At 40.9% G+C, this 25,645-nt stretch carries 27 protein-coding genes and 1 pseudogene; 4 read left to right on the forward strand and 24 right to left on the reverse strand.

The features are described 5' to 3' along the window. Positions 1–52: 52 nt before the first annotated feature. The 7 genes from KQI91_RS16230 to KQI91_RS01215 all read right to left on the reverse strand — a co-directional run bounded on the left by KQI91_RS16230 (position 53) and on the right by KQI91_RS01215 (position 8,719). The gene (locus tag KQI91_RS16230; RefSeq protein WP_216391057.1) at positions 53–3,034 is read right to left on the reverse strand and encodes a mechanosensitive ion channel domain-containing protein; all 2,982 of its coding nucleotides are present in this window, start codon (positions 3,032–3,034) and stop codon (positions 53–55) included. Positions 3,035–3,047: 13 nt separating this feature from the next. Then, complete coding sequence (locus tag KQI91_RS01190) at positions 3,048–3,845, reverse strand: transporter substrate-binding domain-containing protein (RefSeq protein WP_216391058.1); 798 nt, start codon at positions 3,843–3,845, stop codon at positions 3,048–3,050. Positions 3,846–3,894: 49 nt separating this feature from the next. Next, positions 3,895–5,985 carry a M28 family peptidase gene (locus tag KQI91_RS01195; RefSeq protein ID WP_216391059.1) on the reverse strand — a complete coding sequence of 697 codons (2,091 nt, stop codon included), beginning with the start codon at positions 5,983–5,985 and terminating at the stop codon, positions 3,895–3,897. Between the two features lie 152 nt (positions 5,986–6,137). Further along, positions 6,138–6,722: a sensor histidine kinase gene (locus tag KQI91_RS01200; protein WP_216391060.1), complete on the reverse strand. Its 585-nt coding sequence runs from the start codon at positions 6,720–6,722 to the stop codon at positions 6,138–6,140. Then, positions 6,668–7,438: a hypothetical protein gene (locus KQI91_RS01205; RefSeq protein ID WP_216391061.1), complete on the reverse strand. Its 771-nt coding sequence runs from the start codon at positions 7,436–7,438 to the stop codon at positions 6,668–6,670. The genes KQI91_RS01200 and KQI91_RS01205 overlap by 55 nt, the downstream gene beginning before the upstream one ends. Positions 7,439–7,442: 4 nt before the next feature. Continuing rightward, complete coding sequence (locus KQI91_RS01210) at positions 7,443–8,177, reverse strand: LytR/AlgR family response regulator transcription factor (RefSeq protein ID WP_216391062.1); 735 nt, start codon at positions 8,175–8,177, stop codon at positions 7,443–7,445. Between the two features lie 161 nt (positions 8,178–8,338). Continuing rightward, positions 8,339–8,719, reverse strand: a complete 381-nt coding sequence (locus tag KQI91_RS01215) for a hypothetical protein (RefSeq protein ID WP_216391063.1) — start codon at positions 8,717–8,719, stop codon at positions 8,339–8,341. A 202-nt stretch (positions 8,720–8,921) separates the two neighbouring features. Here KQI91_RS01215 and KQI91_RS01220 point away from each other — a divergent pair, with 202 nt between their 5' ends. Next, entirely contained in the window at positions 8,922–9,374 is a 453-nt protein-coding gene (locus KQI91_RS01220) for a DUF5684 domain-containing protein (protein ID WP_216391064.1), read from the forward strand. A gap of 71 nt (positions 9,375–9,445) precedes the next feature. Here the strand turns inward: KQI91_RS01220 and KQI91_RS01225 are convergent, their stop codons facing one another. Continuing rightward, positions 9,446–9,613 (reverse strand): helix-turn-helix domain-containing protein, encoded by a 168-nt coding sequence (locus KQI91_RS01225; RefSeq protein ID WP_216391065.1) that lies wholly within the window; start codon positions 9,611–9,613, stop codon positions 9,446–9,448. 184 nt (positions 9,614–9,797) lie between these two features. Between KQI91_RS01225 and KQI91_RS01230 the strand changes: the two genes are divergently transcribed. After that, positions 9,798–11,177, forward strand: coding sequence for an aldehyde dehydrogenase (locus KQI91_RS01230; RefSeq protein ID WP_216391066.1), 1,380 nt, complete (start codon positions 9,798–9,800; stop codon positions 11,175–11,177). A 16-nt stretch (positions 11,178–11,193) separates the two neighbouring features. Here KQI91_RS01230 and KQI91_RS16235 read toward each other — a convergent pair whose 3' ends face one another. The 8 genes from KQI91_RS16235 to KQI91_RS01270 form a co-directional block, all read right to left on the reverse strand. Then, a complete protein-coding gene (locus KQI91_RS16235) occupies positions 11,194–11,535 on the reverse strand; it encodes an LPXTG cell wall anchor domain-containing protein (protein ID WP_216391067.1) in 342 nt (113 codons plus the stop codon). 32 nt (positions 11,536–11,567) lie between these two features. After that, the gene (locus KQI91_RS01240; protein ID WP_216391068.1) at positions 11,568–12,107 is read right to left on the reverse strand and encodes a hypothetical protein; all 540 of its coding nucleotides are present in this window, start codon (positions 12,105–12,107) and stop codon (positions 11,568–11,570) included. 47 nt (positions 12,108–12,154) lie between these two features. Beyond that, positions 12,155–12,700, reverse strand: coding sequence for a hypothetical protein (locus KQI91_RS01245; RefSeq protein ID WP_216391069.1), 546 nt, complete (start codon positions 12,698–12,700; stop codon positions 12,155–12,157). A 66-nt stretch (positions 12,701–12,766) separates the two neighbouring features. Next, on the reverse strand, positions 12,767–13,294 hold the full coding sequence (locus KQI91_RS01250; protein WP_216391070.1) for a hypothetical protein: 528 nt from the start codon (positions 13,292–13,294) through the stop codon (positions 12,767–12,769). Beyond that, on the reverse strand, positions 13,291–14,118 hold the full coding sequence (locus KQI91_RS01255; protein WP_216391071.1) for a hypothetical protein: 828 nt from the start codon (positions 14,116–14,118) through the stop codon (positions 13,291–13,293). The genes KQI91_RS01250 and KQI91_RS01255 overlap by 4 nt, the downstream gene beginning before the upstream one ends. 68 nt (positions 14,119–14,186) lie before the next feature. Next, positions 14,187–16,538: a LuxR C-terminal-related transcriptional regulator gene (locus KQI91_RS01260; RefSeq protein ID WP_216391072.1), complete on the reverse strand. Its 2,352-nt coding sequence runs from the start codon at positions 16,536–16,538 to the stop codon at positions 14,187–14,189. A gap of 241 nt (positions 16,539–16,779) precedes the next feature. After that, a complete protein-coding gene (locus KQI91_RS01265; protein ID WP_216391073.1) occupies positions 16,780–17,586 on the reverse strand; it encodes an alpha/beta hydrolase in 807 nt (268 codons plus the stop codon). 165 nt (positions 17,587–17,751) lie between these two features. Beyond that, on the reverse strand, positions 17,752–18,483 hold the full coding sequence (locus tag KQI91_RS01270; protein WP_216391074.1) for a class I SAM-dependent methyltransferase: 732 nt from the start codon (positions 18,481–18,483) through the stop codon (positions 17,752–17,754). A gap of 244 nt (positions 18,484–18,727) precedes the next feature. Between KQI91_RS01270 and KQI91_RS01275 the strand changes: the two genes are divergently transcribed. Continuing rightward, positions 18,728–19,096 carry a DUF3783 domain-containing protein gene (locus KQI91_RS01275; RefSeq protein WP_216391075.1) on the forward strand — a complete coding sequence of 123 codons (369 nt, stop codon included), beginning with the start codon at positions 18,728–18,730 and terminating at the stop codon, positions 19,094–19,096. A gap of 422 nt (positions 19,097–19,518) precedes the next feature. On the opposite strand, the gene KQI91_RS01280 is transcribed toward KQI91_RS01275, so the two are convergent. The 6 genes from KQI91_RS01280 to KQI91_RS01305 all read right to left on the reverse strand — a co-directional run bounded on the left by KQI91_RS01280 (position 19,519) and on the right by KQI91_RS01305 (position 23,154). Further along, complete coding sequence (locus KQI91_RS01280; RefSeq protein WP_216391076.1) at positions 19,519–20,040, reverse strand: cysteine hydrolase family protein; 522 nt, start codon at positions 20,038–20,040, stop codon at positions 19,519–19,521. A 27-nt stretch (positions 20,041–20,067) separates the two neighbouring features. Continuing rightward, positions 20,068–20,568, reverse strand: coding sequence for a nitroreductase family protein (locus KQI91_RS01285; protein WP_216391077.1), 501 nt, complete (start codon positions 20,566–20,568; stop codon positions 20,068–20,070). A 771-nt stretch (positions 20,569–21,339) separates the two neighbouring features. Continuing rightward, positions 21,340–21,531, reverse strand: a complete 192-nt coding sequence (locus KQI91_RS01290; RefSeq protein WP_216391078.1) for a hypothetical protein — start codon at positions 21,529–21,531, stop codon at positions 21,340–21,342. 393 nt (positions 21,532–21,924) lie between these two features. Continuing rightward, complete coding sequence (locus KQI91_RS01295; RefSeq protein ID WP_015543171.1) at positions 21,925–22,320, reverse strand: protein-export chaperone SecB; 396 nt, start codon at positions 22,318–22,320, stop codon at positions 21,925–21,927. Between the two features lie 10 nt (positions 22,321–22,330). Next, positions 22,331–22,567 carry a hypothetical protein gene (locus KQI91_RS01300; RefSeq protein WP_005424066.1) on the reverse strand — a complete coding sequence of 79 codons (237 nt, stop codon included), beginning with the start codon at positions 22,565–22,567 and terminating at the stop codon, positions 22,331–22,333. Further along, the gene (locus KQI91_RS01305; protein WP_216391079.1) at positions 22,567–23,154 is read right to left on the reverse strand and encodes a hypothetical protein; all 588 of its coding nucleotides are present in this window, start codon (positions 23,152–23,154) and stop codon (positions 22,567–22,569) included. Before KQI91_RS01305 ends, KQI91_RS01300 begins: the two co-directional genes overlap by 1 nt. Before the next feature lie 269 nt (positions 23,155–23,423). Between KQI91_RS01305 and KQI91_RS16445 the strand changes: the two are divergent. Next, positions 23,424–23,663: pseudogene (locus KQI91_RS16445) on the forward strand (helix-turn-helix domain-containing protein); the annotation flags it as partial. A 553-nt stretch (positions 23,664–24,216) separates the two neighbouring features. Here the strand turns inward: KQI91_RS16445 and KQI91_RS01320 are convergent. Both KQI91_RS01320 and KQI91_RS01325 read right to left on the reverse strand, forming a co-directional pair. Beyond that, a complete protein-coding gene (locus KQI91_RS01320) occupies positions 24,217–25,185 on the reverse strand; it encodes a translation initiation factor 2 (RefSeq protein WP_216391080.1) in 969 nt (322 codons plus the stop codon). 11 nt (positions 25,186–25,196) lie between these two features. After that, positions 25,197–25,637: a DUF4869 domain-containing protein gene (locus KQI91_RS01325; protein ID WP_216391081.1), complete on the reverse strand. Its 441-nt coding sequence runs from the start codon at positions 25,635–25,637 to the stop codon at positions 25,197–25,199. Positions 25,638–25,645 lie beyond the last annotated feature (8 nt).

Genomic DNA, 25,645 nt, shown 5'->3' on the forward strand with positions numbered 1-25,645 from the left:
CTGATATATTCAGGCAGAGAATTCTTGTATTTTTGATATTTTATTTTAATTGTTATTCTTCACTGTTGTTTTCGGACTGCTGAGAAGTAAGTTTCATTCCGTATTTATCAAAGAGCAGTTTCATCTCTCTGTTCATATCAAGAATCAGCTGTGCACGATCACTCTCTGTACACTGTGCAACAATCTTAATATTCATGCTGTGATCATCCAGTTCTGTAACACCTTTGTAGAACGGTCCTTTCTTGATCTCAGGAATACGCTCTTTCATAAGTGGCAGTTCCTGCTGCAGGATGTATTCCACTCGTTCCAGAGATTCGCCGTATTCGATGCCGAAGTCACGGGAAACGACAGAGAACTGTCTGGTCATATTGACAACACCGCTGATTCCGCTGTTGTTGATGACTTTCATGTTACCGCTGCTCTCTTCAATCTTTGTGGTACGGATACCAATCTCAACAACGGTTCCTCTCCAGTCGCCGATCTGAACAATATCACCTACACGGAACTCGCTCTCGAAAATGATAAAGAGTCCGGCCAGAACATCGGCAACCAGTTTCTGTGCGCCAAAGCTGATCATCAATCCCAGAAGACCTGCAGATGCAAGAAGTGTGGCAGTATCTACACCAAGCAGTGCAAAACAGTAATAGAGCAGTGCGATCGCAGATGCATATTTTACAAAGTTGCTTACCAGACGGAAGATCGTCTCACCCTGTGCACTTGAAATATTGGACAATACACGGAGCACTTCCTGAACGATCGTTGTCAGTGTCATTACGATACAGATGATAAAGATACAACCTGTTGCCGCAAAGATATTGACGCCACGTTCCCATCCACCATTGATAACATAAGAGAACACATTTTCATTACCAGGGTTCTGTTTTTGCATTACATATGCGATACAGATGATCACTGCATAAATTCCAAGAAGAACTTTCAACACGGTAGTCATCTTTTGCTCCGGAGTCTTCTCCGACCAGCGAATTGCAGCATTGGACCAGCGGCTTGAAATGTCTCTTGTGGACTTTGTATTTCCATCCGGCATGGTCACATCAAACATTGTGCTTGATGTTTCATTGTCATTTGTTGTATCCGGCTCTTCGACTGTATTCTCTTCTGCAACCTCTTTATTCAGGCAGAGGAAGAGAGAAATCACAAGCAGGCAGGCAAGGCTGACTGCGGTAGACAGAAGTGCTACCGGAACTTTGTGTGCGGCAATCTCCGTAGACGGAACGCATGCATAAACAAAATATTTATCTGTTTCTACACAGTTTGCAAAATATTTGTTGCTTCCAATTGTCAGATAATCGCTGAAACCATCATGAATCTGACTTTCTTTGATGCCATACTCTGTGACATCTCTTCCCATGTATTTCTCATCCGGATAATATGCAAACGTATTGTCATCTTTGTTTACCGCAAACGCAAATCCTTTGGCTCCGATCTGCACACCGTCAAGTACAGAATCAATCTGCAGTTTGGTAAGTGCGTTTTCCAGTTTCTCAGGATTTACACAGATCTGTACAAAACCTTCTGTGATGCCATCGTCGTCACGAAGTGCGACACCAATATACTGGTTGTATTCACCAAGTGCTTCGTCTTCCTGTGCATCCTGGATCACATATTCGCCACCTGCAAGAAGTTTGCGGAAATCATAGGACTGTGCTTCCGGGTCATCACTCAGCTGGAATCCAAGATAGTTGGAGTTTGTTGCTGTGATCGTTCCTGTCGCGTCAAAATAACTGATAAATTCTACATCCAGTGCCTTGCTGATTCTCGCAAGATCCTCACGTGTCTTAAATTCCGGTCTTTCCTCAAGAATGTATGCTGCCGCACGGCACTTGTTCAGATATCTGGTATCATACTGATCTTCCAGCATCTTGACATCGCCTTCGTATTTCTCAAGTGTAGCCTGCAGGCTCTCGATATGCTGGCTGTTTGTAATTGACTTACTGGACAGTGAGAAAAGCTGCTGCATATACAGAGAACTGATGAATACACTGAGTACTCCGGCAACGATCATCGCACCAAGTTTTGCTCCCAGGAAATTGTTGAAATAAACTTTTCCAATCTTCCTCTGTACACCTTTTTTCCTGCCTTTTCTCTTTTCCTGATCTCCCAGAATAAAGATTGCATACGTTACAAGCAATGTGATAACTGCAAAGAATACAAGAAGCACTACCAGTACTGTGACATTACAGGAGTCTTTGATCTCTTTTTCCGGAAGTGCACAGATCACATATGCATCATCCAGGTTTGCAATGCTGCACAGATATTTCTGTCCGTAGATTTCCATCCATACTTTATTACCGTCTTCCAGATCTTCTACGTTAACTCCGGCATCCAGTGCATCCTGTCCGATAATGTCTGCATCCGGATGATACAGGAAGGTGTAGTCCTTCGCAGAGATTGCAAATGCATATCCGGTAGAACCAACGCTGATGTTACGAAGCATGCTCTCCCATGTTACGGTATCATTAAGAAGAGTTTCCAGTTCTGTCGGATCCTGCTCAATGACTGCCATGGTATCTGCATCGATCTCGGCTGCATAATATCTGAAGGTACCATCTTCTCGTTCTACTTCAAATGGTTCGGATGTATCACCGGATGCAAATACAGTACGCAACTGGTTATAACGTGCATAAGCAAAATCTGCACCTGTCTTTTCGGCTTCGGCAACAACCTTTCCGTCTTTTTCTACGATCAGTGCATTTGTGACATTCAGAAGTTCTCTGTACTGCTGCATGACAGCCGTTGTCACTTCATCCGCACCGATTTTTTCCTGAACAAAGAATGCAAGTGTACTTGCTTTGGCACGATACATCGCATCATATGATTCTGTATGATCTGCCGCTTCTGCTTTGGCATCTTCTACCGTATCACGCAGAGGTTCGATCTTTTTCTGTAACTCGGTTGCCTGATCATTTGCAGAAATGTTAACCTGCATCTGGTACAGGAATACTCCCAGGATAGCCACGAAGATAAGCTCCACAATGACCATCGCAATACTTTTTCTTTTTAAACGCTTAGACACAGCTTATCCCCCCTTAATCCCATTTGTCGATCAGTGCTGCGATCGTTCCGTCATCCAGAAATTTCTGAACGGCTTCTGCCATCGGTGCACTGAGTTCTGAATCTTTCTGTGTGGCAACACCGTAGCTCTGCTCGGTGATATCAAACGGAATGTACTCACGGTCATCATTCCAGTATGCATTGGCAATCATGCCATCCATGCATGCTGCATCAATTGTTCCTTCTTCCAGTGCCTTACTTACTGCATCATAAGACTCCAACTGAACAATTCTGATCCCGTCATACTGTGTATAATCGCCTTCTTTTTCTTCGAGAACTCTGGTGATCATTCCGTTTTCTTCAAGTTTCTGTGCAAGAATCGGTCCGGCATTTACGCCTGCCAGTGTTCCGACTGTCTTATCCTTAAGGTCCTGAATCTCTGTAAGCTGACTGGATTTCTCCACCATGATCTTGGTATCGTCTGTATAATATGCCGGTGAGAAATCAAAATTCTCAAGACGGGTATCTGTAATGGAATACGCTGCGATCAGGCAGTCTACATCTCCATTCAGAAGTGTATCTTTACGGTTGTCCGGCTCTACCTGTTTAAATTCCACATCAGAATATCCAAGTTCATCTGCAAGCTTGTTTGCAAGGTCAATTTCCATTCCATAGAACTTACCGGTTGTTTCATTATAATAACCGAAGTTCATGATGTCTCCCCTGACACCAACAGTCAGAGTCTTACCTGCTGCATAAACCGGAGTTGTTCCGAGCAGACTCACCACTGCCATAGCCAGTGGCAGTGATTTCAATATGTACTTTCTTTTCATATTTTCCTGTCCCACCTGTACCTCTCTTTTGTTTGTATATCATTAACTTCTATTCGTATCCGAAATTCTGGCGGATATAATCACGCTTCGCCGTCATTTCCGGATAATCATAGAAAAAGTTAATCTTAGCTGCTGCCAGGGAATCTCCATCCTGTCTGTCACTTAAAACAAACTGCATGAAAGATTCGGCAATATCTTCAAAAATACCGGACAGTCCTGCATAATCACTGACATAATCTTCCGGATTCTCATAAAACTCTCTCTGCTTACCGTCCGCATAGAACTGATCGTAAAAAGCTTTCATATAAGAAGTATCTTTATAAAGGCTGATATCATTATAATCAGCCGTATCTTCCATTTCTGCCGGAGCATTCAGCTGATCTGCGTTCAAAGTAAGTGCATGAGCATATTCGTGAACTGCAGTTACAAGGAAGTTTCCTACATTTCGGAAATTACCATCTGCATCAAAGAAATCATTCTTATCAATGCGTATGGAAAAACTGTCCGACTTCTGTACTTCATCTGCGGTACAGAAACCAAGTACATAACTGTAACCGTCTGTCCAGGAAACAATATTTTTCACATATGGATCGTCTTCCGGAATCATCTTATGTACGGTTTCCAAAAGTGCGAGATCTGCCTTGTCTGCAGTGTCTGCATATTCCTCAGACGACTTGCCAAATTCGTAACTGTTAATGTCCTCGCCTACGTTGGAATGCATGAAGGCAATCACTTCAATCACCTGTTCTCCATCGTATTCTTCAATCATATACTGGCGATTTGACGGATTTTCTTTCATGGAACTGCTTCCCCACAATGGCTCGCCGCCATCATAAACCTCCGGCTCTCCCAACGCTTCTGTGAGTTTCTCTCCAAGTTCCTCATCACTCAATCCAAGACTACTGGTTCGAATAAATACACGGTCAAGCGTCGGTGCTATTCCATCATCATATTCTCTGAACACAAAATCAGTGATCAGTGGCTCCCAGTCAAACCATTTCGTCTTAATTACGTAATGTGCCTGCTGATATCCCATTTCACTTTCATCTTCTTTTTCCAGTGTACCGGATGCGCCAAACTTGACGTCCACATCTGTTTTTGCCGCCCCGATCAGGATCGGCGTCTCATCCGTTACCGGTACTGCCGTTTCTGTTGCAGTCATCTCCTTCGCCTGCTCCAGAAGAGATCCTGTCTCCTCAGATGCAATTGACTGAAGCACACTCTCAACCACTTTTCCAGTCTCTACAGCTTTATCTGCATCTATGATCTTATTGTTATCCGTAAATTTATGATTTTCGACTTCACCAAGCTCTGCATTCTGCTCTACCAGCACTGCCGGAATACCTTCAAAAGAGAAGGATGCATGGTCACTGTCTGCTGCATGTCCACTCTGCCATGTACCATTCTGGCCGGCTGCTTCTATCAGCATCTGGCCAAGCAGTTCTTCATTTCCAAATGCAGTCATCACCTGAGAACCTGTGCTCTTATAATGTCCGATCATATCAATCTGGATATCACCAATGATGTGATCTTTTTCTTCCTGTGAAAGATTATTCACATAATAGGAAGAACCTTTCAGGCCTTCTTCTTCCGCAGAAAAAGAAACAAACCGGATTTCTGTATCTGTATCCACATTCTGCATAACCCGAGCCAGCTCCAGTAACATTGCTTCTCCGGAAGCATTATCATTAGCGCCAACTGTACATTCCTTCGAGTCATGATGTGCAGAAACGATCAGGATATCTCCATTTGAATTTTTATTCGCCTTTTTTACTCCGATCACATTGGTCGCTTCATTTGAATTCTGCTTTCCTTCTGCCTGTTCCGTAAAAGAAAATTTCTGCTGTTCTACTTCCAGTCCATAGTTTTGGAACTTTTCTGCAATCTTCTCAGCAGCATTCTGTTCTCCTTCAGTTCCTGCCCAGCGGATCTCAGAAGTAAGGTCCTCCAGCACCTGCTGATACTGCTCTGCAGTCAGCCCGGATTCCTGAACGTCATTTTCAGAAGCCCATACGGTCACACCTCCTGCAGTACCCATAAGAACACCTGCAAGAGCACAAAAAACAGGCATCATCTGCTTTTTACACGGATAATGCCTGTTTTTCTTTGTCTGCATATTTAATCGATCATTTTTTCTCATCTCATACGCTCCATATTTTGATAAAGATAAACCAGTTATTATTTTGTGCAATTTCTATAATTTTTCTTTTATTTTATCATGACATTGCACATTTTTTATTTCCAAAACTGTACTACCATTACCAAAACTGTGCAGAAACGGTAACTGTAAAATTATACCTCTGTGATCAGTCTCACACAGAATTTTCCGTCTTCTACCGAATACTGAAACAGACCATGGTATTTGTCTGCATAAGCTTTGATACTTTTCATTCCAAATCCATGTTCTGTTCCCCGTTCTGACAGAGGCAATCCTGTGACTTTTGATATTTTATAAGAGTTTTCTACAAATGTATTACTCACCTCCAGAAGAATCTGTGATTTCACCGGTTTAATCTTAATCTGCACCAGCCTGTCTTTCTCCTCTTCCACACGTGCCGCTGAGCGTACTGCATTATCCAGAAGATTCATAACCACAGTCGCAAATTCAAATTCATTCAGTTTCTCTGTTCTTACCGGCATCTGTATATCTGTCTTAAATTCTATCTGCTGCTCTCTTGCTCTTTCATAATATACCGTGACTGCACCGTCAATCACCACATTTTTGCAGAATTTTCTTCTCGTTACTGACCGGAAGTCTTCATCTGTCTGATCCAGAAGTTTCTCTATCTGATCCATTTTTCCCTCATTCAGACAGTTTCTTATCATCTGATACCGATACTTGTTATCATGGCGAAGAATCCGGAACTGTTCTTCCATTTTTTCAGTTCTTCTGTCTGTCCTTCCAAACCGGAAGCATAGATTTCCAGAAGTTCACGGCCATTTTCTATTTCCTCTTCATCATGAAGGGATGATATCATTCTTATGGTAAAAATAAAGATGATATCCATAAGAATCAGAATCAAAAAAATTGCTACCCAGTTCTGCCACTTCTTAAAAAATGAATCCGACCACATGGTCAGCATATAAGTGATCGCATAAAAAAATGCCGGTACGATCCACAGTTCATTCCACAGACGGGAGCTTTTTTCCATCTCTTCCAGATATTTATCCCGAAGCAGATGTGCTGACACCAGAAGGATCAGCAGATGTACTCCCGCCGGTAATGCCAGCAGCCAGAATGGGGGATCCGTTTTATAAAGGGCTACCGCACCCATATACAGAATATTTCCCGGAAGCACGTAGGTCGCTGATGTAATTCCGGTAAATACCGACCTCATATCCCGGTAACTGCTAAGGCATACCGCTGTCAGCTGTACGATAATGATTTCCAGAACCAGAAGGAACATATTCAGTTCTGCCGGAAAATTCTCCAACATTGTTATATTCTCGATTATATTCGTAAGCAAAAAAGACCCTGTTACAATCAGGGCCGTTTTTCGTCTGCTGTATTTCAAAGAAAGAAATGTCAGCATATATATAAGCATGAATACCATAGAGATCCGGTATTCCAGAAACATCATTATCTCACTCATGAACCTATTCGCCAGAGATATACGACATATATCTTGTCTGCGTATCTCCTACTCTTCTCCTCGCTACAGGCACTTCTTTCCCATCATCCATCAAAATATGGTCACCCTTAAGTGCCGCAATATATTTCATATTTACAAAAAATGATTTATGCGGCTGAATAAACTGTCCGGATTCCGCAACAATTCCTACAGACTCTTCAAAAGTTCCTACTCTTCGCGCACTGGACAATTCGCTGCCGTCCTTTAATGTATATCGCATATTTTTCAGATTATTTTCGATATACATGATATCTTCCATCGCAACACTGCAAATCTCATTGCGGGTATTGATCGTAAGCATGTGCCTTGGCTTTGCCTTATAAAGAGAATATGCGGTATCCATAGCTGCACACAGTGCATTTTCCTCTACTGGTTTCATCAGATATCTTACTGCATGGTTGTCAAATGCATCCAATGCGTAATCTCTGGAAGATGTCACATAGATCATCAGGGAATCCTGACATTGCTGCTGGATCCACTGTCCAAATTCGATTCCATTTGTACCATGCATCACAATATCCAGTATATAAAGATCATATTCTGCTGTTCTGTCCTGTACTGCTTTTTTCAGATTTTCAGCATCATGATATGTATCTATCCTGCCTTCGATTGAAATATTCTGTTTGAGCCATTTCTTAGCTCCATTTACAGCTCTGTTCAAATCATCCATTCGGTCATCACAAATTGCAATCTGCAGCATAAAACCACCTTCCTGTTAGTTCCTAACATTGTCTTTATTATAACATATTTTCCAGTATAATGAAACAAAGAGTACGAGTCCGCTTCAAACTTCCTATAAAGTAAAAAAATGACTGTTCCTGCATTTTCACAGATGACAGTCATTTTTCAACTCTCAATACACTAATTTGCTTTAAAATTTTTGTAAGCGCTGTTCAAATACAGATATGGGATCACCAGTAAAACGATATTCGCTATGATCATTCCAATACTTCCTTTAATATTAAAGAAATGAACAAGTTGAGGAATAAATAATGCGACTCCAAAAAACACTGTCAGCACAGACTTCTTATCTGCCATCATAAGCCCGAAAATCCCGGCCAGTATCTGAAAAACAGCCAGTCCATAGGCAGCTACCAGTAATCCCAATGCTGTTGGTGCTGAAATTCCTGCCACTGCAGCATCACCATGTCCGACCAGATAGTGTGTAAGGAATAAAGATGCTGCCCCCATAACAAGCTCAACCACACTTGCAATACGTAAATTTTTCGTTCCAGTTCTCATACTCTGTTCTCCATTTTCTGTTTTTCTTTATTTTATCATAAGAATTTTATTTACATTGATTCAAAACTGTACCTCTGGAAACCAAAACTGTACATCTGTTCCGAATCTGTGCACTGGTTTCCAAATCTGCACAGAACTTGACAGACATTTCGGAATGTGCTTCAATGAACTCAATCAAAAAGAAGAAAGAGGTACATAAATTATGGGACTTATTGGAATCAGCAGTCTGGTGCTTTTAGGTGGTATTTATCTGGCAGTTGCTTTGGCATGGTGGATTCTCCAGATCATTGCCAACTGGAAGGTTTTTACCAAGGCAGGCGAAGCAGGATGGAAAAGTATCATTCCTGTATACAGCGATTACATTTCATACAAAATCGCATGGCAGCCATCTTATTTCTGGCTCGTCTTCATTCTAGGAATCATTTCTTCCATTGCCAGCGGAATGGCAGATCCAGATGGAACAAATACCACGATTCTGCTCATTGTCTCACTGATTCGTATCGTCCTTGCGATCATCAGCGTTATCTACAGCGTGAAACTTGCAAGAGCATTCGGCAAAGGAATCGGTTTTGCGATCGGACTGATCTTCTTACAGCCGATCTTTATGCTGATTCTTGGATTTGGTGACGCTCCTTATTATGGTGCAGATCGGTAACTAAAAAAAGCTCTCACTTCGGTGAGGGCTTTTTTAGTATTTTTAAACAATCTCTTGTACAGAAAAAATCTTTATTCTTTTTCATTATATTCTGTTATCCATTTATGAACCATTTCTTTTTCATTATATTCTGTTATCCATTTATGAACCATTTCTTTTTTCGTTTGAATAACTTCTGCAAGTTTCTCAATTGAGTCCCCTTCCTTAAAAAGCAAAATTGCTGTTTTGTCATATCCCACTTCAAGAGACTTTGGCAATGTTTTATAAGCACATTTAAAATGCCTGAGCAAATATTACACTTTTTCTTTACAACAGCAAATTGAATGCTATAATTTGGAAATACTATAACAGTTCTGATGGATGCACACGAACTGGAAAAATTCTATTATATTCTCATGGACAAAAAACAGGAGGAAACTTCGAATGAATCAGAATGACATTCACGAACTTGTCGAAAAACAGAGAGCATATTTTTACAGTAATGCGACGTTAAATATAGATGGGCGTATCCGTACCCTGAAAAAACTGAAAGCATGTATCCTGAAACACGAGAAAGAAATTGCAACAGCTCTGGAAGCAGACCTTGGCAAAAGCAATTTCGAAAGTTATATGTGTGAAACGGGGCTGATATTGAGTGAAATTTCTTATATGTTAAAACATATCCGAAAATTTGCCCGTGAGAAACGTGTACACACACCACTCGCCCAGTTTCATTCCCGTAGTTTCATGAAACCGGGGCCATACGGTGTCGTCCTCGTCATGAGTCCGTGGAATTATCCGTTCCTGCTCTCTCTTGATCCGCTGGTCGATGCAATTGCCGCCGGAAATACCGTGATTCTGAAGCCAAGCGCGTATTCGCCAAACACCAGCACTCTGATCAAAAAAATGATCCGAGAATGTTTTTCCCCGGAGATGGTCGCAGTTGTCACCGGTGGTCGTGCAGAAAACACCAGTTTACTGGAAGAACATTTTGATTATATCTTTTTTACCGGCAGTCAGAACGTCGGCAAAGAAGTGATGAAAAAAGCGTCGGCACATCTTACTCCGGTAACGCTGGAACTTGGCGGCAAGAGCCCATGTATTGTTGACGAATCTGCAGATTTGAAACTTGCCGCACGGCGAATCGTCTTTGGCAAATATCTGAACTGCGGACAGACCTGTGTAGCTCCGGATTATATTTGCTGCCACAGCTCCGTCAAAGATGCGTTTTTAAACGAGGTTAAAAAACAGATTCAGCTTCAGTTTGGAGAACATCCTCTTTCTAATCCAGGTTACGGAAAAATCATCAATGAAAAACATTTTAACAGGATCTCCGGACTGATCGATGAGAACAAAGTCATCTGCGGCGGATATACTGCCCCTGCTACGCTGCACATCGAGCCTACCGTTATGGATCATGTCACTTATGAAGATAATGTAATGCAGGAAGAAATCTTTGGACCGATCATGCCGGTCCTTACTTATGATTCTCTGGATGAACTGATTCTTAAGATCAATACCATGCCACATCCGCTTGCACTGTATTTCTTTACCCGTGATAAGGCTGCGGCACGCAAAGTCACTGCACAGTGTCAGTTCGGTGGAGGCTGTATCAATGATACCATCATCCACCTCGCAACCAGTGAGATGCCGTTTGGTGGATTCGGCGAAAGCGGCATGGGCGGCTACCATGGCAAAGAAGGTTTCCGCACCTTCTCGCATTACAAAAGTATCGTAGATAAAAAAACATGGCTGGATCTGCCAATGAGATACCAGCCATATAAAGAAATTCATAATAAACTGATTCATTTTTTCCTGAAGTAATATAAGTTGTTTTCCTTCAGGTTCGAATCTTTTTCCATAAGATCAAACTGCCTGCCACTGCAGAAAGAACAAGTGTAATTCCAATTCCTGTTATATTGTTGTCATCTCCTGTCTCCGGAACTGTTCGAAGTACTGATGTCTGACTCTTTGTCTGCGCCGGAGACAGCGTAACCTTTTCTTTTTTATCTGTCGCGGATTCTTTTTCCGGAGTTTCTGTTGTGCGAATGTAACGTACAACCACATCTACGTCTTCCTGACTTACCTCCTGTGCCAGCACCGGCTTTCCGACTGCCAGAATTATAACGATTGCAAATAGCACGAGGCATACTTTTTTTATAGAAATATTTTTGTCATTCACCTCGATATCATCTCTTCTCACTTAAAACATAATCAGTTACCGGTATTCAATGTGATAGTAAAGGTTCCGAGCGTTGCGCTGTCTGTGCCCTTCGGTAATGTTCCGCCCGGATAAATATCAATTTCTTTTGAAGGAGCCTCCTCATAGGTCGTTTTTTCAGCTGATGATACATTTCCAAGCAAGGTTGCAAGGTTACCGCCTTTGGATGTTCCCATATAAACACCCTTATAATTGCTGTCCTTTTCATAAGTAAGCGTATAATTAACCTGTGCATTTGAATGATTTGTAAGCTTGATAGTACCCTTCTGATCTCCCCAGCCTGCCGGCACTGCTTCTGAGTAAGTATGCGTAGTCGGATCCCAGGCACCTTTGCCACCCTCATTATAAGTAAACTCAAAATTGGACCATTCAATATCCACACTGTAAACCGTCTGATTCGTGGAGGATATGCAAGTACCTTTTACTTCATGTGTACCCGTAGGCTGGGCAGTATTGAGGGTCTCTGCTGAAACAGAGCTGCTGAGTGCAAAAAGAGCTGTTAAAGTTAAGGCAAGTGCTGTTGATTTTTTCATATGATCATATCCTTTCTTTTTTAATTTTCATTTTACTTTTTCTGTATTTAGTTTGAAGTTTCCGGTGAAACAGTAATTGTAATCGTTCCAATCCGAGTTCCTGTCTCACTGACCGTCTGATTGGGTTTACCGGATATCGTCAGTCTGGAAGTTACTTTGTCAGCATGTTCATAATCATTTTCAACTCCCGCTGTCAGTGTATCTTCTGTTACACTGAGCGTTCCTGACAGATTGGTACTGCCAACAGGTTTATATACAAAGTCAACTCTTACTCCTGCATTTGAATGATTTGTCACCTGAATGTTCGCCGTATTTTTATCCCATGAACCGGTAACTTTTCCTGAATATGTATGCTTTTCCGGATTCCATACTCTGCTGCTTTTTTCACACCAGGTGAACGTCATATCATCCCATTTCATATCCACACTGTAAACGATCTGATTTTCAACTATATATTTGCTGCACTTTGCGATCACATTAATAGACTGGTTATCACTCACACCAAGTATCTCTCCACCTGAATCTGCAAATGCAGTAACACCAACAGACAATGCAATGGCAATGGCTGTGCTGATCGCAAAAAGCTTCTTCATCACTCATCCTCCTCTTCTTCAGTTTTTATTTATATTTATGCCCTGACAGGCTATAAATCGAACTCCCTACGAAACTGTGACTGAAACTGGAATTTCCGTATTGACAGAAGCCTTTTCCCCTGAATCGGGATCGTAAAACGAAACAACAAACTTTCCATCATAGCCGCCTTTCACTAATTGTTTTTCTGCATTATCCGGCAAATCAAGCTCCCTGACCTGATTTCCGGGTTCCAATATATCAGACTGAACAATCACCGTATTATCAATCACAAGCTGAACGACCATGTTCTGTATGGATTTCTGAGGGTTTGCAAATAACAGTATGGCTTTTTTGCCTTTCAGATCAATCGTTACTTCATTTGCATACGTAATGCTGACTGCGCCCCCGCCTTCTTCTGCTTCCATCTTTTCGGTACCATCATCCTTCATTTTTTCTGCATTTTCTTCTGTTGTCTGCGGTGCATGATCCGGTGCCAGTATGGGAGAAGTATTCCGAAAGAAAACAGCCCACACAGTAATCACAATTGAAACAACTGTAACTAATATCAAAAGCAGGATCAGTATTTTTGTTTTGGATTTTTTATCTTTGTTCATGATCCCTGCCCTCCAATCGTAACCGTGACTGTTCCAAGTAGCTGATTATTGAGTTCTTCCGAAGGAGTTCCGGATAACATAAAACAAACACTGGCATGATTTCCTGCCGCTACAGCAACGGATGAGGTACCTGCCCCACTGCTGTCACAGAAATGTCCCGAATATTGTGTATCAGATGGTATATAGTTCAAAGAAGCCTGTACCGTTTCTGTCCCCTGATTCGTAATAATTATCTGATTGCTCCCCTCTGACCCGGGCTGCCAGTCTCCTGACACATATTCATGTGTTTCCGGATTCCAGAGACCCTTTTTGTAAATAAAATCCAAATCTCCCCATGTAATATCTACAGAAATAATCTGTGCACTCTTTTCTTTCTCTGCACTCTCAGTTACATCTGCGGAATTCTCCGTAACTGCTTTCGTTTCAAGCGGTACTGCAGTCATCTCCGGCTGTTCCGGAACTTTTTGCACTTCTTCTACCGGTTCCGGTGCTTTGGTCGGCTCTGGTATCTGTGTTGGTTCCACCGGCGTTTCTGTTGGTTCCGGTACCTCAGGCTCCTTTTTTTCTTCCGTTGGTGCCGCCTTATTTTCCGGCTGTTGTGGAACACTTGATTCCGTGCTTTCCTGTGCTGCCCCTTCTGCTTTCTCTGTGCTTTCCTGCACCGGCTCTCTGACTTCCTCTGTAGTCTGCTCCATTATGGCTTCCCCCGGCTGAACATGTTCCTCTGCCAAAACACTGCCTGAGCAAAAGCTCACCGTCGCCACAATTCCCAACAGCAGTCCGCTCATTCTGAGACAGCTTCGATTTTTACGCTTTTTCTTCATACAGTTGCTCCTCTTTTTGTTACTGCTCACTGCATTCGCAGCAGCCTGCTTCAAATATGTCCTCCGTTTCAGATCAGTCTGCGTTTCTTTGCTTCTGCAATTGCGGCTGCTTTATTTCTGACTCCAAGTTTCCGATATGTTTCTTTGTTATGATACTTCACAGTTGCCTCTGAAATTTTGAGCTCTTTTGCAATATCACCGGAGGACATTCCCTCTGACTGCAGCCACAGTATGCGAAGTGCATTTTCCCCAAGGGCTACGTTATTTTTTGAATCTGCATTCAGATACGAAGGATATGTTTTCGCCATCTGCTTACTCTCTGCCAGAACCTGCGCGCGAAACTCCTGATCTTTCCAGATGAATTTCTTTTTTTCAAACATCGGCATCAGTGCCGGTCCTTCTCTGCTGAAGATCCTGATAAAATGATACGATTCTGCCTGACTGATACATTCCTGAAGAGTTTCTTTCCATTCTTCCTGCTCTAACCTGTACTGAACGATTGCAAGAAGGATCTTTCCTTCTATATGTATGTAAGTACGTTTCATAATCTCCGCATAATGCAGAATCTGCTGTAGCAGACAATACGCATTTTCCAGTTTTTCCATAGAAATATACACCCGCGCCTTCGTGAGATAGCAGAAACGATCCATTGTACAGAATTCACCATTTTCATCCGGTGCCTGCTTCATCCATTCAGAAACATCTTTTGCCTGATACAGATGTATCCGGCAGATAAATGCATCAATGTTTGGCAGAAGATTCGGAGCTTCCTTTTCTGCACGCTCCCGGAATACTTTCAGGGAAGAAGCTGCCCCATCTGCATCACTTTTCAGAACAGACAGCCAGGCCAGAATCCCGACTCCTACAAATACCTGCTCCAGCTTTCCGCCTCTGTCTGCATCCATCCTGCCCCGTTCCGCCCGGGAAAAGATTTCAAAAATGTCTTTTCCTTTTTCAAGATAACTTTCTGCAAGTGCAAGAGAGACCAGCCCTTTTCCATATTTTCCAAGAACAAATTCTACTGGTTTTCCAATGCTGAAGGCCAGTTCTTTGTCTCGTTTACTCCATTCACAGAAATCTTTTCCACCATTCATCAAAGATGGAAGATTGCTGGTTACCGAAAGTTCCGGCAGAACTGCTTTTTTGCTGTGAATCAGAATATCTGCATTTTTCAACAGATCGATCATATCAACGCTCCCCCTGTGTGGAAGTGCGATCTTCAGATACAGAAGTTGGCTGCGTGCTTCTTTTCCGAGACTTCCCGTGTGCTCCTGTGCAAATTTTTCCAACGTATGATACCAGCGTTCACTTTCTTCTATATTCATTAACATAGACTGCAGCAAGCTGATACCTGCCATAAGCACCGGACTTCCGGAAATAATCTCCTCCGGCAGTTCCAGATAATACCTGCGCAGCTCATAATAATGTCCACTCGAAGGATTTTTGCGTGCATTAGAGATCAGCAATCTGGAAATGCTTCCTGTATCATTATATTTTTCATACATTGTAAGAGCTTCCGGCAATTGTCCTTCCAGTTCATAATACAACCCGGCTGTATAATACAAATGGTTAATCTGATCAAGGGTACGTTTTCTGTGTAATCTCTGCTGCATGGATTTCCGCATGGGCCATCTACATTTCCAGATTCCATTTACACCTCTTATATCAAAAAAATTTCCGACTTCTTCTGCCCGAAAGATCAGTTTTTCCACATCTCCTCGTCCTGTGAGCATGGATGCAAGACTGACATTAAAAGTCTCCACAATAGAAATGTCCATAAAAAATTCCTGCAGTTCCAGATCCCACTGATCGTACACATGTGTTTCGAGATAATCCCACTGCTTCCTTTTTGTCAGTTCCAGATTTCCTTTTTCCATAGCAAAAAAGAGCAGGGACAGAGGATTCCCGCCACCCACATTCCACGCGCTCTGATGTTCTTCGCGGGGAAGCTGTAAGTGATACTGTTCCAGATATGCGATCTGCTCATCGATTGTAAAAAGGAAATCATTTTCTTCTATTTCAGCAAATATGTATTTGGTGCGAAGTGGCAGAAGCCACCTCGGAAACGGACATCTTGCAATCAAAATAAGCCACACCTGGTCAAGCATCAGTAGATTGCGGATAATTTCAAAATAATGTTCTCGCTCTGTCGAATCTGTGACACATTGAAGATCATCCAGGATTACTGTGTATTCTGCTGTCTGTTCTTTTATTTTTATCTGATCTGCACTTGTCTCCGATGCGCTGTAATACAGACAGTGCTTCATATTAAGGTTATGCATGACCAGCGAAGTTTTACCGATTCCGGTAACTCCATACAGATACAATGGTGTCCGAAGTTTTTTCGCAGAACGAAATTTGCGAATCGCTTTTTGCGGGCATATGTATTTGTCATCCGTAAATTTGACTATCTTTTGCATATTACCCTCCTTAGCTTTCAGATGATTGTGTAAATATTGTAGTCAATTTACAATCCAGATACAACTATCCAAAAGGATAGTTATCCTGGAAATACTGTTTATATATCTCAAAAAAATACTTCAGGTATTATTCCACTTTAACAGTATCATAATACCTGAAGTATGAGTGAACTTCTATTTTTTATATACTATACCCAGACCTGAAGCCTTATAACAGAAAACAAAGTTTATCTTTGCCTGTTCAGATTCTGTGCTCCATCCATGCAATCACATCTGCTATGACTTCATCACGGCAGTATTCATTAAGGATCTCATGGAAAAGTCCTCCGTAAATCTTCATCTGACGATCTTTGGAAGCTGCTGTTGCAAAGAAATCCATGGTATCCTGAACGCTTACAAGGCCGTCCTTCTCACCGTGCATCATAAAAACCGGATATGCAAACTCTTTCATCTTGTCAGCAAACCAGTCCAGACCATCACAGATGCTGTAGCAAAGTCCTGTTGTAAAAGTGCTGGTGTTGTATGGATCTTTGCCGTACCAGTCTACGACTTCTTTGACCGAGCACACCCCTGAACCCAGTTCATTCGGCAGTTTCATATGTGGATCCAGATTTCGGTCTACGGATGTGATCAGTTTGCCGTTGTCCCTGACCAGTGCCCCACTGGTGATAATGCCGCGGAGTTTTTTGTCCGGATATTTGGCTCCGTAGAGAGAAACCGTGTAGCCGCCCATGCTGTGACCGAGGAGAAATACCGGGATATCCGGATTTTCTTTGATGGCAAGGTCTACAAATACATTGGTGTCGTCGAGGATTTCATTGAAATCGCTGTAATACGTTCTCTCACCCTCAGACCTGCCGTGTCCTCTGTGGTCGAAGCGATAAGTGCTGATTCCTGCCTGATGAAGTTTCTCCGCGAAATAATCGTAACGTCCCTGATGCTCACAAAGTCCGTGAACAATAACGATCGCAGCTCTGGCATTCTCAACCAGTTCTTTGTTGAAAAACAATTTTGTTCCGTCAAAAGATTCAACATATACTTCCTGCATAGCAAAAACCTCCCTGTTTTTTATAAATCCAGTATAGCGTTTTTGTCTGACAAAAGCTACTGATTATTGAAAGTTTGCTAATAATTTTTTTGCAGAACAAATATGGCTGCATCTTCTGAATAACAAGATAACAGCCATAAAAAAGTTAATCATAATTTTGTAACTTTACAGGGTGTAACAGTCGTAGCGGATTGCCTTGCCATTTAGCGTGTAGGAAGGTTTTCTTCCGGCGAGGAATTCGCTTTTCAGAGGACGCTTCACGATAATCTTTTCCGGACCTGCTTTGATTGCTGCATCGAAGAGATCAGTTTCTTCGGAGCACGGTGGCTCGAGTTTCTGAATCAACTGAAGTTTTTTGTTGATCAGACTGGATTTCTGTCTCGCCGGAAACATGGGATCAAGATAGATTACATCTACCGGATCCAACAGTTTTGACATACATTCTACACTGTCCCCTTTAACCAGTTTCATTCGGGCCGCAATTTCTTTCAGTACCGGATGTTTCTTCGCACGGCGCAGTGCATCTTTCAATAGAACTGCAACTACAGGATTCTGCTCGTACAACGTGACTTCGTATCCCTGTGCAGCCAGGAGAAAGGCATCTTCACCCATACCGGCAGTTGCATCAATCGCCTTACGATCTTCTTTTTCCGACTTCGCCGCACGCACCAGCATTTCATGCTGCAAACGTCCGTTGGTAACTCTGTGGAGCATATTCTCAAAATCACCCTGATAGGTCAGTCCATATCCGGTCAGGGAAACTCCTTTGGAATCAAACAAAACTGTCAGATTTTTTCCTGGTTTATCAGCAATCTGGCTCTCTGTCTTTCGTGCAAAAGATTCTGCCTGATCCCGCTGCCCGCCTTTTCCAATACATACTACAAATTTATCACTCATGTTTTCTTTTCACTTTCCTTAAGATATGGATATCTTACACTGAAATACCTGAAATTACAATTGTTATGATTGGCAAATGGTATACAGAAAGTTTCTTACTGGTAACTGTTCATTCCGATCACAGTAACCCCTGCTGTGCCTGGAAGAGAACGCAATATTTCCTGTTGCTATTACATATAAAGATGTTATAAAATACTTATAAAGAATTTTCATTATTGATTTCAGAACAAAAAGGATGGAATAAATGGCACAGATCATATTAACTTTCGGACTTGGAAAAGAAAAAATGAGGGCAGTTCGTACTACCGCTCAAAGAAATCAAATCCAGGTAAAGGAAATCTCCCGTAGAGATTATAATCAAAAACTTGGTGCACTGGCTGAGATTCAGGGATTTTCCAGAGAAAAAGCTGGCTATAACGGTCCGGACTTTCCTCTGGAAATGATGGTTTTTTCCGGAATAGATTCCACGCAGATAGATGCCTTCCTGGCAGATTATAAAAAGACCGGTACTCCCAGTGTTCCTTTAAAGGCAGTCATTACCCCACACAATATATTCTGGACCGCAGAAGCACTCTTCAAAGAATTGTGGAAGGAACATCTGCATTTCATCTAAATACCTGCAACTATTTACGAGATACTTAGTTCACATTGACTCGTTTGGGAATTACTAAAATTTGGATCATCTGATTTTGATCATTTTAGTGACTTAAATTAACGTTACTCATGTATGAACCATCCAATTTTACTGCTTCCAATGACTCACAGGACACTTACTCTACCACATACCAACCCATTTGCAGGAAGTTTGTGGACTTCTATCTGACTTACTCTTTCCCTGGTCATCTGAAGCTTTAATTTTTGTGGACCCTGCAGTTACTTACTCCTCCCATAGTCATTCAGCACTTCAATTTTCGTGGACCTGCAACAGACTTACTTATCTCCCGCCCATCCTGCCCACTTGAGTTCCAGAATTTTCGTGCCGAATTCTGTAATCTTATAAATTTTCCTCTTGTGTTGATTTATTCTGTTTAATTTTTATCTGACAATATCTATCTGGCACATTTTCATAGCATTCAGTGCATTCTCATGACTTTCTGGTGTCACTCCTGCACAGCATGCAGCATCTACTATGATGGGAACTTCCGGAAGAGCTGCTTTCACCAGAAGCGCATTGGAAATCACGCAGATATCTGTACAAAGACCAACAAATGTAATGCTTCCAATCTCATCATCAATGTTCATTGCCACCAGATCATCTGCCAGGTCTGTAGAACCAAAGGTTTCTTTATCAATCGGTTCCGTTTTTCTGAGACTGTCCAGTTCACTTCTGATCTGCCAGCCTTCTGTATCCCGAATGCAGTGTGGTACCGGAAGTTTCTTTCCCTCCTGCGTATCCAGGTACCATGTTTCATGAGTATCTCGTGTAAAAAGAACTGTTCCTTTAAAATTTCGAATCTTTTCTTCTACTTTGGGCACGATTGCGACAGCCTCTTTTGTTCCAAGAGCACCATCAATAAAATCATTCTGCATATCTACCACAACTAAAATATCCTGCATAAATTTTCTCCTTCTTTTTTATTTGTATTATTTTTCAATGAAATGTATTCTTTCAGGCACAAATCGATTCTGCTGAGGTCTTGTTTCCGCCGGATAGCCCAGTGCAAACATGGAAAATACCTTTATATTTTCCGGAAGTTCCAGAAGCTTGTGCACCTCTTCCATACGATCTTCCACTGGTGCAATCCCAAACCATACACCACCGAGACCCTGCGCATCTGTTTCCAGCCAGATATTCTGCTGTGCGATCGCCATGTCAATCTGTGCAAAAGATGGTGCAACAAGCCCTTCTGTATGATATACAGAAACAATGACCACCGGTGCCCCTGCTGCACAGCCGGTGTATGGTGTTACTTTGGATAATTTCTGGATTTTTTCTTTATCAGTCACCACATAAAATTCCCATGGCTGCTGGTTGCATGCACTCGGTGCCTGCATTCCCGCTCTCAGAATCTCCATGATTTTTTCCTTTTCTACCGGTCTGTCTTCATATTTTCTTACACTGATTCTGTGAAAAATACTGTTCATATTTTATGCTCCCTTGCTCGTTATCTAAGATAGTCCTATTATGACACGTCCTGTTGATAAATCTAATAAAGATCTTTATCACAAAATGGACATTAGCACTAAATGCGCCAATGCCTGTTTGTACACACTTCCTGTGTTTTATCACTTTTCCATTATGTTTCTCATAGAACTCATTCTTTCTTCGAGTCTTCCCTCTGCTCGTCCTTCAGATTTTAATTTGCATTGACTCATTTAGAAATTATCATAATTCAGACCATCTGATTTTACTCGTTTTATTGACTTAAATTAGTATTACGCTTATATGAACCATTTCATACAATTCCGTGATTAAAAGATCAATTTCTATATGATCGACTCCTTTTGTATATCATCGACTGCCAGATTTTTTCTCTGGCAGCTTTTAAAACCTTATTGACTGTTTTCTTGGATACACCGCAGCTAAGCGCGATGTTTGTTTGGCTGAGATTCAGACTTGCAAGTCTGATAATCTCGCGATATTTTGGTTTCCTTTATATCGGAACGGCGGTTTCCATTCTCTGGAATTGCGGTGTAAAATCACCCGGAATACTCGCGCTAGATGCAGTCTGCTTTAGCAGACATATTCCAAATGCATCCCCGCGGAGCGTTTTTTGCGTTATTGGAACATTACATAAATCGGATACATATTTAAAAACATATCTTTAACATTTTCCATTCATCCATGGAACGCCCTAGGGCACGTTTACTGCTCATAATGAACTGCAAAATGGTAAATGTATAGTTACCCAAGAATTAAGCGCTTACCTTTAAAAGATGTTCTTCCTTATTTCTTACATAAATCGTACTTCGCGAAACACCTTCTTTTTTCAACCAGCCGCTCTCAACCATGCTCAGTAAAACTGCTCTTGCTCTACGATATTTTACTCCCAAACTCTCAACTGCCTTAGCGGTTGTAATGAACAATGAATCCTTTTTCCAATACATATTTAGAGATCTCCTGCAAATTATCTGGCGCCTTATCTGTAGTATCTGACACTTTATCGGCACTATCCGGCACTTTTCCTGTAGTATCCGGCACTTCATCGGCACTATTTGGCATTTTTCGTTAATATCCGGCACTTTCCCGGCGATTTAACGGCAGTGTTATAGTCATTAAGATTAACAGTAATAAAAAACACATGCGCAAGTGCTTTATTTCTGATTATAAATATCTATAAGTTTATTGTAGCATGCAGATTTTAGGTCAACAACTGAATTTTTTATAAATAAAAAAAGAAACGAGCACTCCCGCCTAGGCAATAGCCGTACGGTAACAAACCCGTTTCTTTCTTTTTCAAGAGTACTATAAGCCATATACTGATGTCAACAGCATTTCTGTTAATTTTTCTTTTGATCATTCAGCATCGCAACAATATTCATTGCCGGTAATAAGATAGGTGCCATTCCCGGCTGAGTTGTTATGGTAGAAATATAGCTTCTAATATATGGGAACAGAATAGCAATAGCATTTCTTTCAAGAATACTCATGTTTTCCTGCTGAGTATTAAATATTGCTCTTCCTTTTACCCAAACACATACTTTTTCATCTTGATCTGCAACTTTAGTTGTAAGAATAAGTTCAAACTTATCATCACCGATTTTATTCAAACTATGATCAACCTGAACTCCTAACTCCAGATCATCTAACGATCCATCTTTTTTTCTAAAACTACTTTCTATAATTTCAATTTTGTCTAAAATAAGAGCACTTTCATATTTAGATCTGACTTCCATATTTTTTCTCCTAGCATGCAGTTGCGTAATCATCCATAAAATCAAACTCTGGCTTTACATTGCTTGTATTAATGTTGTTATTCGAATAATCAAAATACTTCTGAGGCGGCGTCAAAATCTGTTTTACATCTTCCTCTGTAATTGCATGCACTCCCTCTGCATCTCTTATCATAGGAGTTTTAGCAGTTTTACTCAATTCAACATTATACTTCTCGCACAATGAAAAGAACAATTCTTTATCTAACATTAAATCACCTCTTCTTCTTCATTATATATTAGCTTTGTTGATTTAATACATTCTTTTTTTGAAACACAAATTTGACGTTCATTAAATCCAAGGCCTGTAATATTCATTATTTTCTTCTGTAATTCTTTATCCTTCTTGTTTCTTCGTGTTGTATAACCTGCATAATCTTTCCGAAATGTTCTGGTAATAACAGCAATATTCTTTTTTTGCTTATAATAATCAAAGAAAAGAGCACGAAAATTTTTATCATCAAATACAGGCATATTTCCAGAACAACTTTTTTCTATTTCATCTATGCATTGGATAACCTCAGTAAAAAATGCATCCAGTTGTTTATTATCATCCAAATCCAATACTTCTTCATCCGGAGCTTCTATAGTTGCCTTAAAAATCACTCTTCCAAAATCGTTATTATGCAAAGCAGCTGTTGCAGACCACCATAATGCTTTCTCATAATCGTCCAAAAAATATACTCCCTGTCCCAACCAATGATCAGCACGATAGTTACATTTCGCAGGATCAAATCCATTGCTTTCTATACTGTCTTTATGTTTTGAACAGGTTCCATGATATCCTATTTCATTCATTCTTTACTCTCTTTTGGATTTTTATCAACGTCACTTTTTAAGTAACTCAATTTCAGATTTTATTCAATACAGATATGATTATATATTTTACCACGCTCAAGCAAGCTCTGCAATCTCATTTCCATACAATCAGCACTTTCCTAAATTTTTTATTTAAATTCCACCGCCCACTTATGCGGTGGAATTTACCCCTGCGCAGTTGATATTTACTCTTTCATACAAAAATGTTACGATTATCTTTCCTTCTGACAGCAGTAGAAGGAGAAATCATGAGTAAATATATACCAGGAAACCAGAAACATCTTACACTTGAAAACCGTATTTACATTGAAAATGAATTGAATAAAGGAGCAACCTTTAAAGACATAGCTAAGTTCTTATGCAAGGACCCTACTACCATATCAAAAGAAGTCAAAGCCCATCGCCTTTCTGACTGGTATCACAAAGGCACCTTATATAATGCCCAAAACTTCTGTGTGCACAGATACCATTGCCGGAAAACTTACGCAAGTCGCCTGAACGCAGCCGGTCTTCCCCTTGATCAGATTCGTGCCTGCCTTGGCCACAGCAACACCGCAACAACATTAGGGTATATCTACAATCCACTGACTCCGGAAGAAAGTCTGAGTATCATGGAAAAGGCATTTGCCAGCTGATTTCACCCAAAATTTCCTTGTCACAGGAAGTCACAGGTTCGAACTCAAATCAACAAGCACAAAAAAAGCCGGAAACCATTGATTTTTCAAGGTTTCCAGCCTTTCGCCATAGCGTGCGTTAGAGGCTGCTGCGTGCCAGTGGCACGCGTTTAGCAGCGACCGAAATGAAATGTAGATCGAACCCGTTCGAGTCCGACCCGGACTCGAACAAAAAACGGGATAGAGCCTACTGCTCTACCCCGTTTTTTATTAGCGTGCGTTAGAGGATTCGAACTTTCACCCTTACCCCTAAACCCGCATAGAAAGGAGGTTTCCGCTACCGTTTTTTCCGTTGTCACAGGTAAGTCACAGGTTTTTTCACGTCTAATAAAAAACATATAAGTATTAAGTCCTAATTTTCCCATTTTTAATAACTTTTAAATTTTATTCCCTTTATACTTTTTAAGATAGTGTCTTTATTCTTTTCATGAAGATAAACTTTATTCAATCTGGACTTTTTGTATTTCAGATATGTCCCTTCAGTTTGCTCAATCAATAATTTTGTAAAGTATCTCTCCCAGCTGAAGAAAGCACTGCTCTCAATATGTTCTTCCGGAGCTTGTAGAATTTCACGAATCACATTTTCTTTAAGTAACCCTGAATTCAAAATAATCCATTCAAAGGACTCCGGTAAATACAGATGAATATTCTTTTTGGCCTGGCATTGTTTATATAACCGGTTCATTTCTGCTCCAATGGCAGCTCCATCTGCAATTACACATATCTGCTTGTCGCCTGCTTTTTGAAGCAAATCAAAAATTTTTGTCTTCCCATGTGCACTTTCGCACTCCAAATCCTGCTCTTCACTTACCGAATGAAAAAAATCATATCCTGAATTTGAATCTTCAACAATTATTTTCTCCGGTTTTATTGGCAAAACATTTTCGTCAGAATATATCCTGTACATCTGCTGGTATACTTTTCGTGTATTCTGATATTTTCCCGAAGAATGCAGACCATATATTTCCTCTACACTATAAGGCAGATTATATAAATTTTCTCTGGTAATCAGCACATAATAATTATCTGAATTCTGAATTGCAGAAGCAAATTCCTCTGTGTTGATAAAAGTATTTTCCTCATCAATAAAAATAATGCTCTTTGAAATACTCTTAAGTATTACCTTCCAGTTTCTGCCTTCCAAAACCCTGCATGGAACATCACAGCTCACATCAACTCCACTATCAGCTCCCAGATTTTCTGCCTGCCGCAGCATATTAATCAAGGTCGTTTTTCCAGTGGCACTATTACCCTGAATAATTGTAATATTTCGCTTTATCTCAAACTCATAGTGTAATCTGTTATTTTGTACAATAACCTTATGCAATCCTTTCATACACTGTCACCTTATACATACAATCCTGCAACGCTGACAAACTCCAACATATTATGAACTACTTCTCCGGTATTCAGAATTTTCATCTCAAATTCATCATCTCCGAATTCCATAATATGTCTGAGATTAATTGTCAAATCCTTACTTTCAGCAATTTTCAAGATCCATTTTGCACAGTTATCCCCACACGCTGATGCATTAAAAATTCTTCCAGTCTCATCAAATAACATCAATAGGATTGTCTTTACGCCTCCTGATAATTCTTTAGGCGAAATAGGGCCAAGAACCGGGCTTTCAATCAGATGCGCACTTACTACATCGGATTTGTCCACATCCTGAATAATTTCAATAGACCGCTTGTCCATGATCCATTCTTCCTCATAACGATTATCAAAATAAACTGGTGGGTAATAAACTGCCTCGTCCATTTTTCCTAGATACACGCTCAACATAATTCTAC

Origin of the sequence: Blautia sp. MSJ-19 (assembly GCF_018918125.1) — a bacterium.
Taxonomy (GTDB): domain Bacteria; phylum Bacillota; class Clostridia; order Lachnospirales; family Lachnospiraceae; genus Blautia_A.

Coding starts and splice junctions, on each gene's coding strand:
- KQI91_RS01195 (WP_216391059.1), bottom strand. CDS start 5,985: ATGAGAAAAAATGATCGATTAAATATGCAGACAAAGAAAAACAGGCAT.
- KQI91_RS01300 (WP_005424066.1), bottom strand. CDS start 22,567: ATGTTAGATAAAGAATTGTTCTTTTCATTGTGCGAGAAGTATAATGTT.
- KQI91_RS01215 (WP_216391063.1), bottom strand. CDS start 8,719: ATGAGAACTGGAACGAAAAATTTACGTATTGCAAGTGTGGTTGAGCTT.
- KQI91_RS01240 (WP_216391068.1), bottom strand. CDS start 12,107: ATGAAAAAATCAACAGCACTTGCCTTAACTTTAACAGCTCTTTTTGCA.
- KQI91_RS01290 (WP_216391078.1), bottom strand. CDS start 21,531: ATGTATTGGAAAAAGGATTCATTGTTCATTACAACCGCTAAGGCAGTT.
- KQI91_RS01320 (WP_216391080.1), bottom strand. CDS start 25,185: ATGAAAGGATTGCATAAGGTTATTGTACAAAATAACAGATTACACTAT.
- KQI91_RS01230 (WP_216391066.1), top strand. CDS start 9,798: ATGAATCAGAATGACATTCACGAACTTGTCGAAAAACAGAGAGCATAT.
- KQI91_RS01265 (WP_216391073.1), bottom strand. CDS start 17,586: ATGCAGGAAGTATATGTTGAATCTTTTGACGGAACAAAATTGTTTTTC.
- KQI91_RS01190 (WP_216391058.1), bottom strand. CDS start 3,845: ATGAAAAGAAAGTACATATTGAAATCACTGCCACTGGCTATGGCAGTG.
- KQI91_RS01220 (WP_216391064.1), top strand. CDS start 8,922: ATGGGACTTATTGGAATCAGCAGTCTGGTGCTTTTAGGTGGTATTTAT.
- KQI91_RS01210 (WP_216391062.1), bottom strand. CDS start 8,177: ATGCTGCAGATTGCAATTTGTGATGACCGAATGGATGATTTGAACAGA.
- KQI91_RS01260 (WP_216391072.1), bottom strand. CDS start 16,538: ATGCAAAAGATAGTCAAATTTACGGATGACAAATACATATGCCCGCAA.
- KQI91_RS01250 (WP_216391070.1), bottom strand. CDS start 13,294: ATGAACAAAGATAAAAAATCCAAAACAAAAATACTGATCCTGCTTTTG.
- KQI91_RS01305 (WP_216391079.1), bottom strand. CDS start 23,154: ATGAATGAAATAGGATATCATGGAACCTGTTCAAAACATAAAGACAGT.
- KQI91_RS01275 (WP_216391075.1), top strand. CDS start 18,728: ATGGCACAGATCATATTAACTTTCGGACTTGGAAAAGAAAAAATGAGG.
- KQI91_RS01200 (WP_216391060.1), bottom strand. CDS start 6,722: ATGGAAGAACAGTTCCGGATTCTTCGCCATGATAACAAGTATCGGTAT.
- KQI91_RS01270 (WP_216391074.1), bottom strand. CDS start 18,483: ATGAGTGATAAATTTGTAGTATGTATTGGAAAAGGCGGGCAGCGGGAT.
- KQI91_RS01325 (WP_216391081.1), bottom strand. CDS start 25,637: ATGTTGAGCGTGTATCTAGGAAAAATGGACGAGGCAGTTTATTACCCA.
- KQI91_RS01245 (WP_216391069.1), bottom strand. CDS start 12,700: ATGAAGAAGCTTTTTGCGATCAGCACAGCCATTGCCATTGCATTGTCT.
- KQI91_RS01295 (WP_015543171.1), bottom strand. CDS start 22,320: ATGGAAGTCAGATCTAAATATGAAAGTGCTCTTATTTTAGACAAAATT.
- KQI91_RS01255 (WP_216391071.1), bottom strand. CDS start 14,118: ATGAAGAAAAAGCGTAAAAATCGAAGCTGTCTCAGAATGAGCGGACTG.
- KQI91_RS01280 (WP_216391076.1), bottom strand. CDS start 20,040: ATGCAGGATATTTTAGTTGTGGTAGATATGCAGAATGATTTTATTGAT.
- KQI91_RS01285 (WP_216391077.1), bottom strand. CDS start 20,568: ATGAACAGTATTTTTCACAGAATCAGTGTAAGAAAATATGAAGACAGA.
- KQI91_RS01205 (WP_216391061.1), bottom strand. CDS start 7,438: ATGAGTGAGATAATGATGTTTCTGGAATACCGGATCTCTATGGTATTC.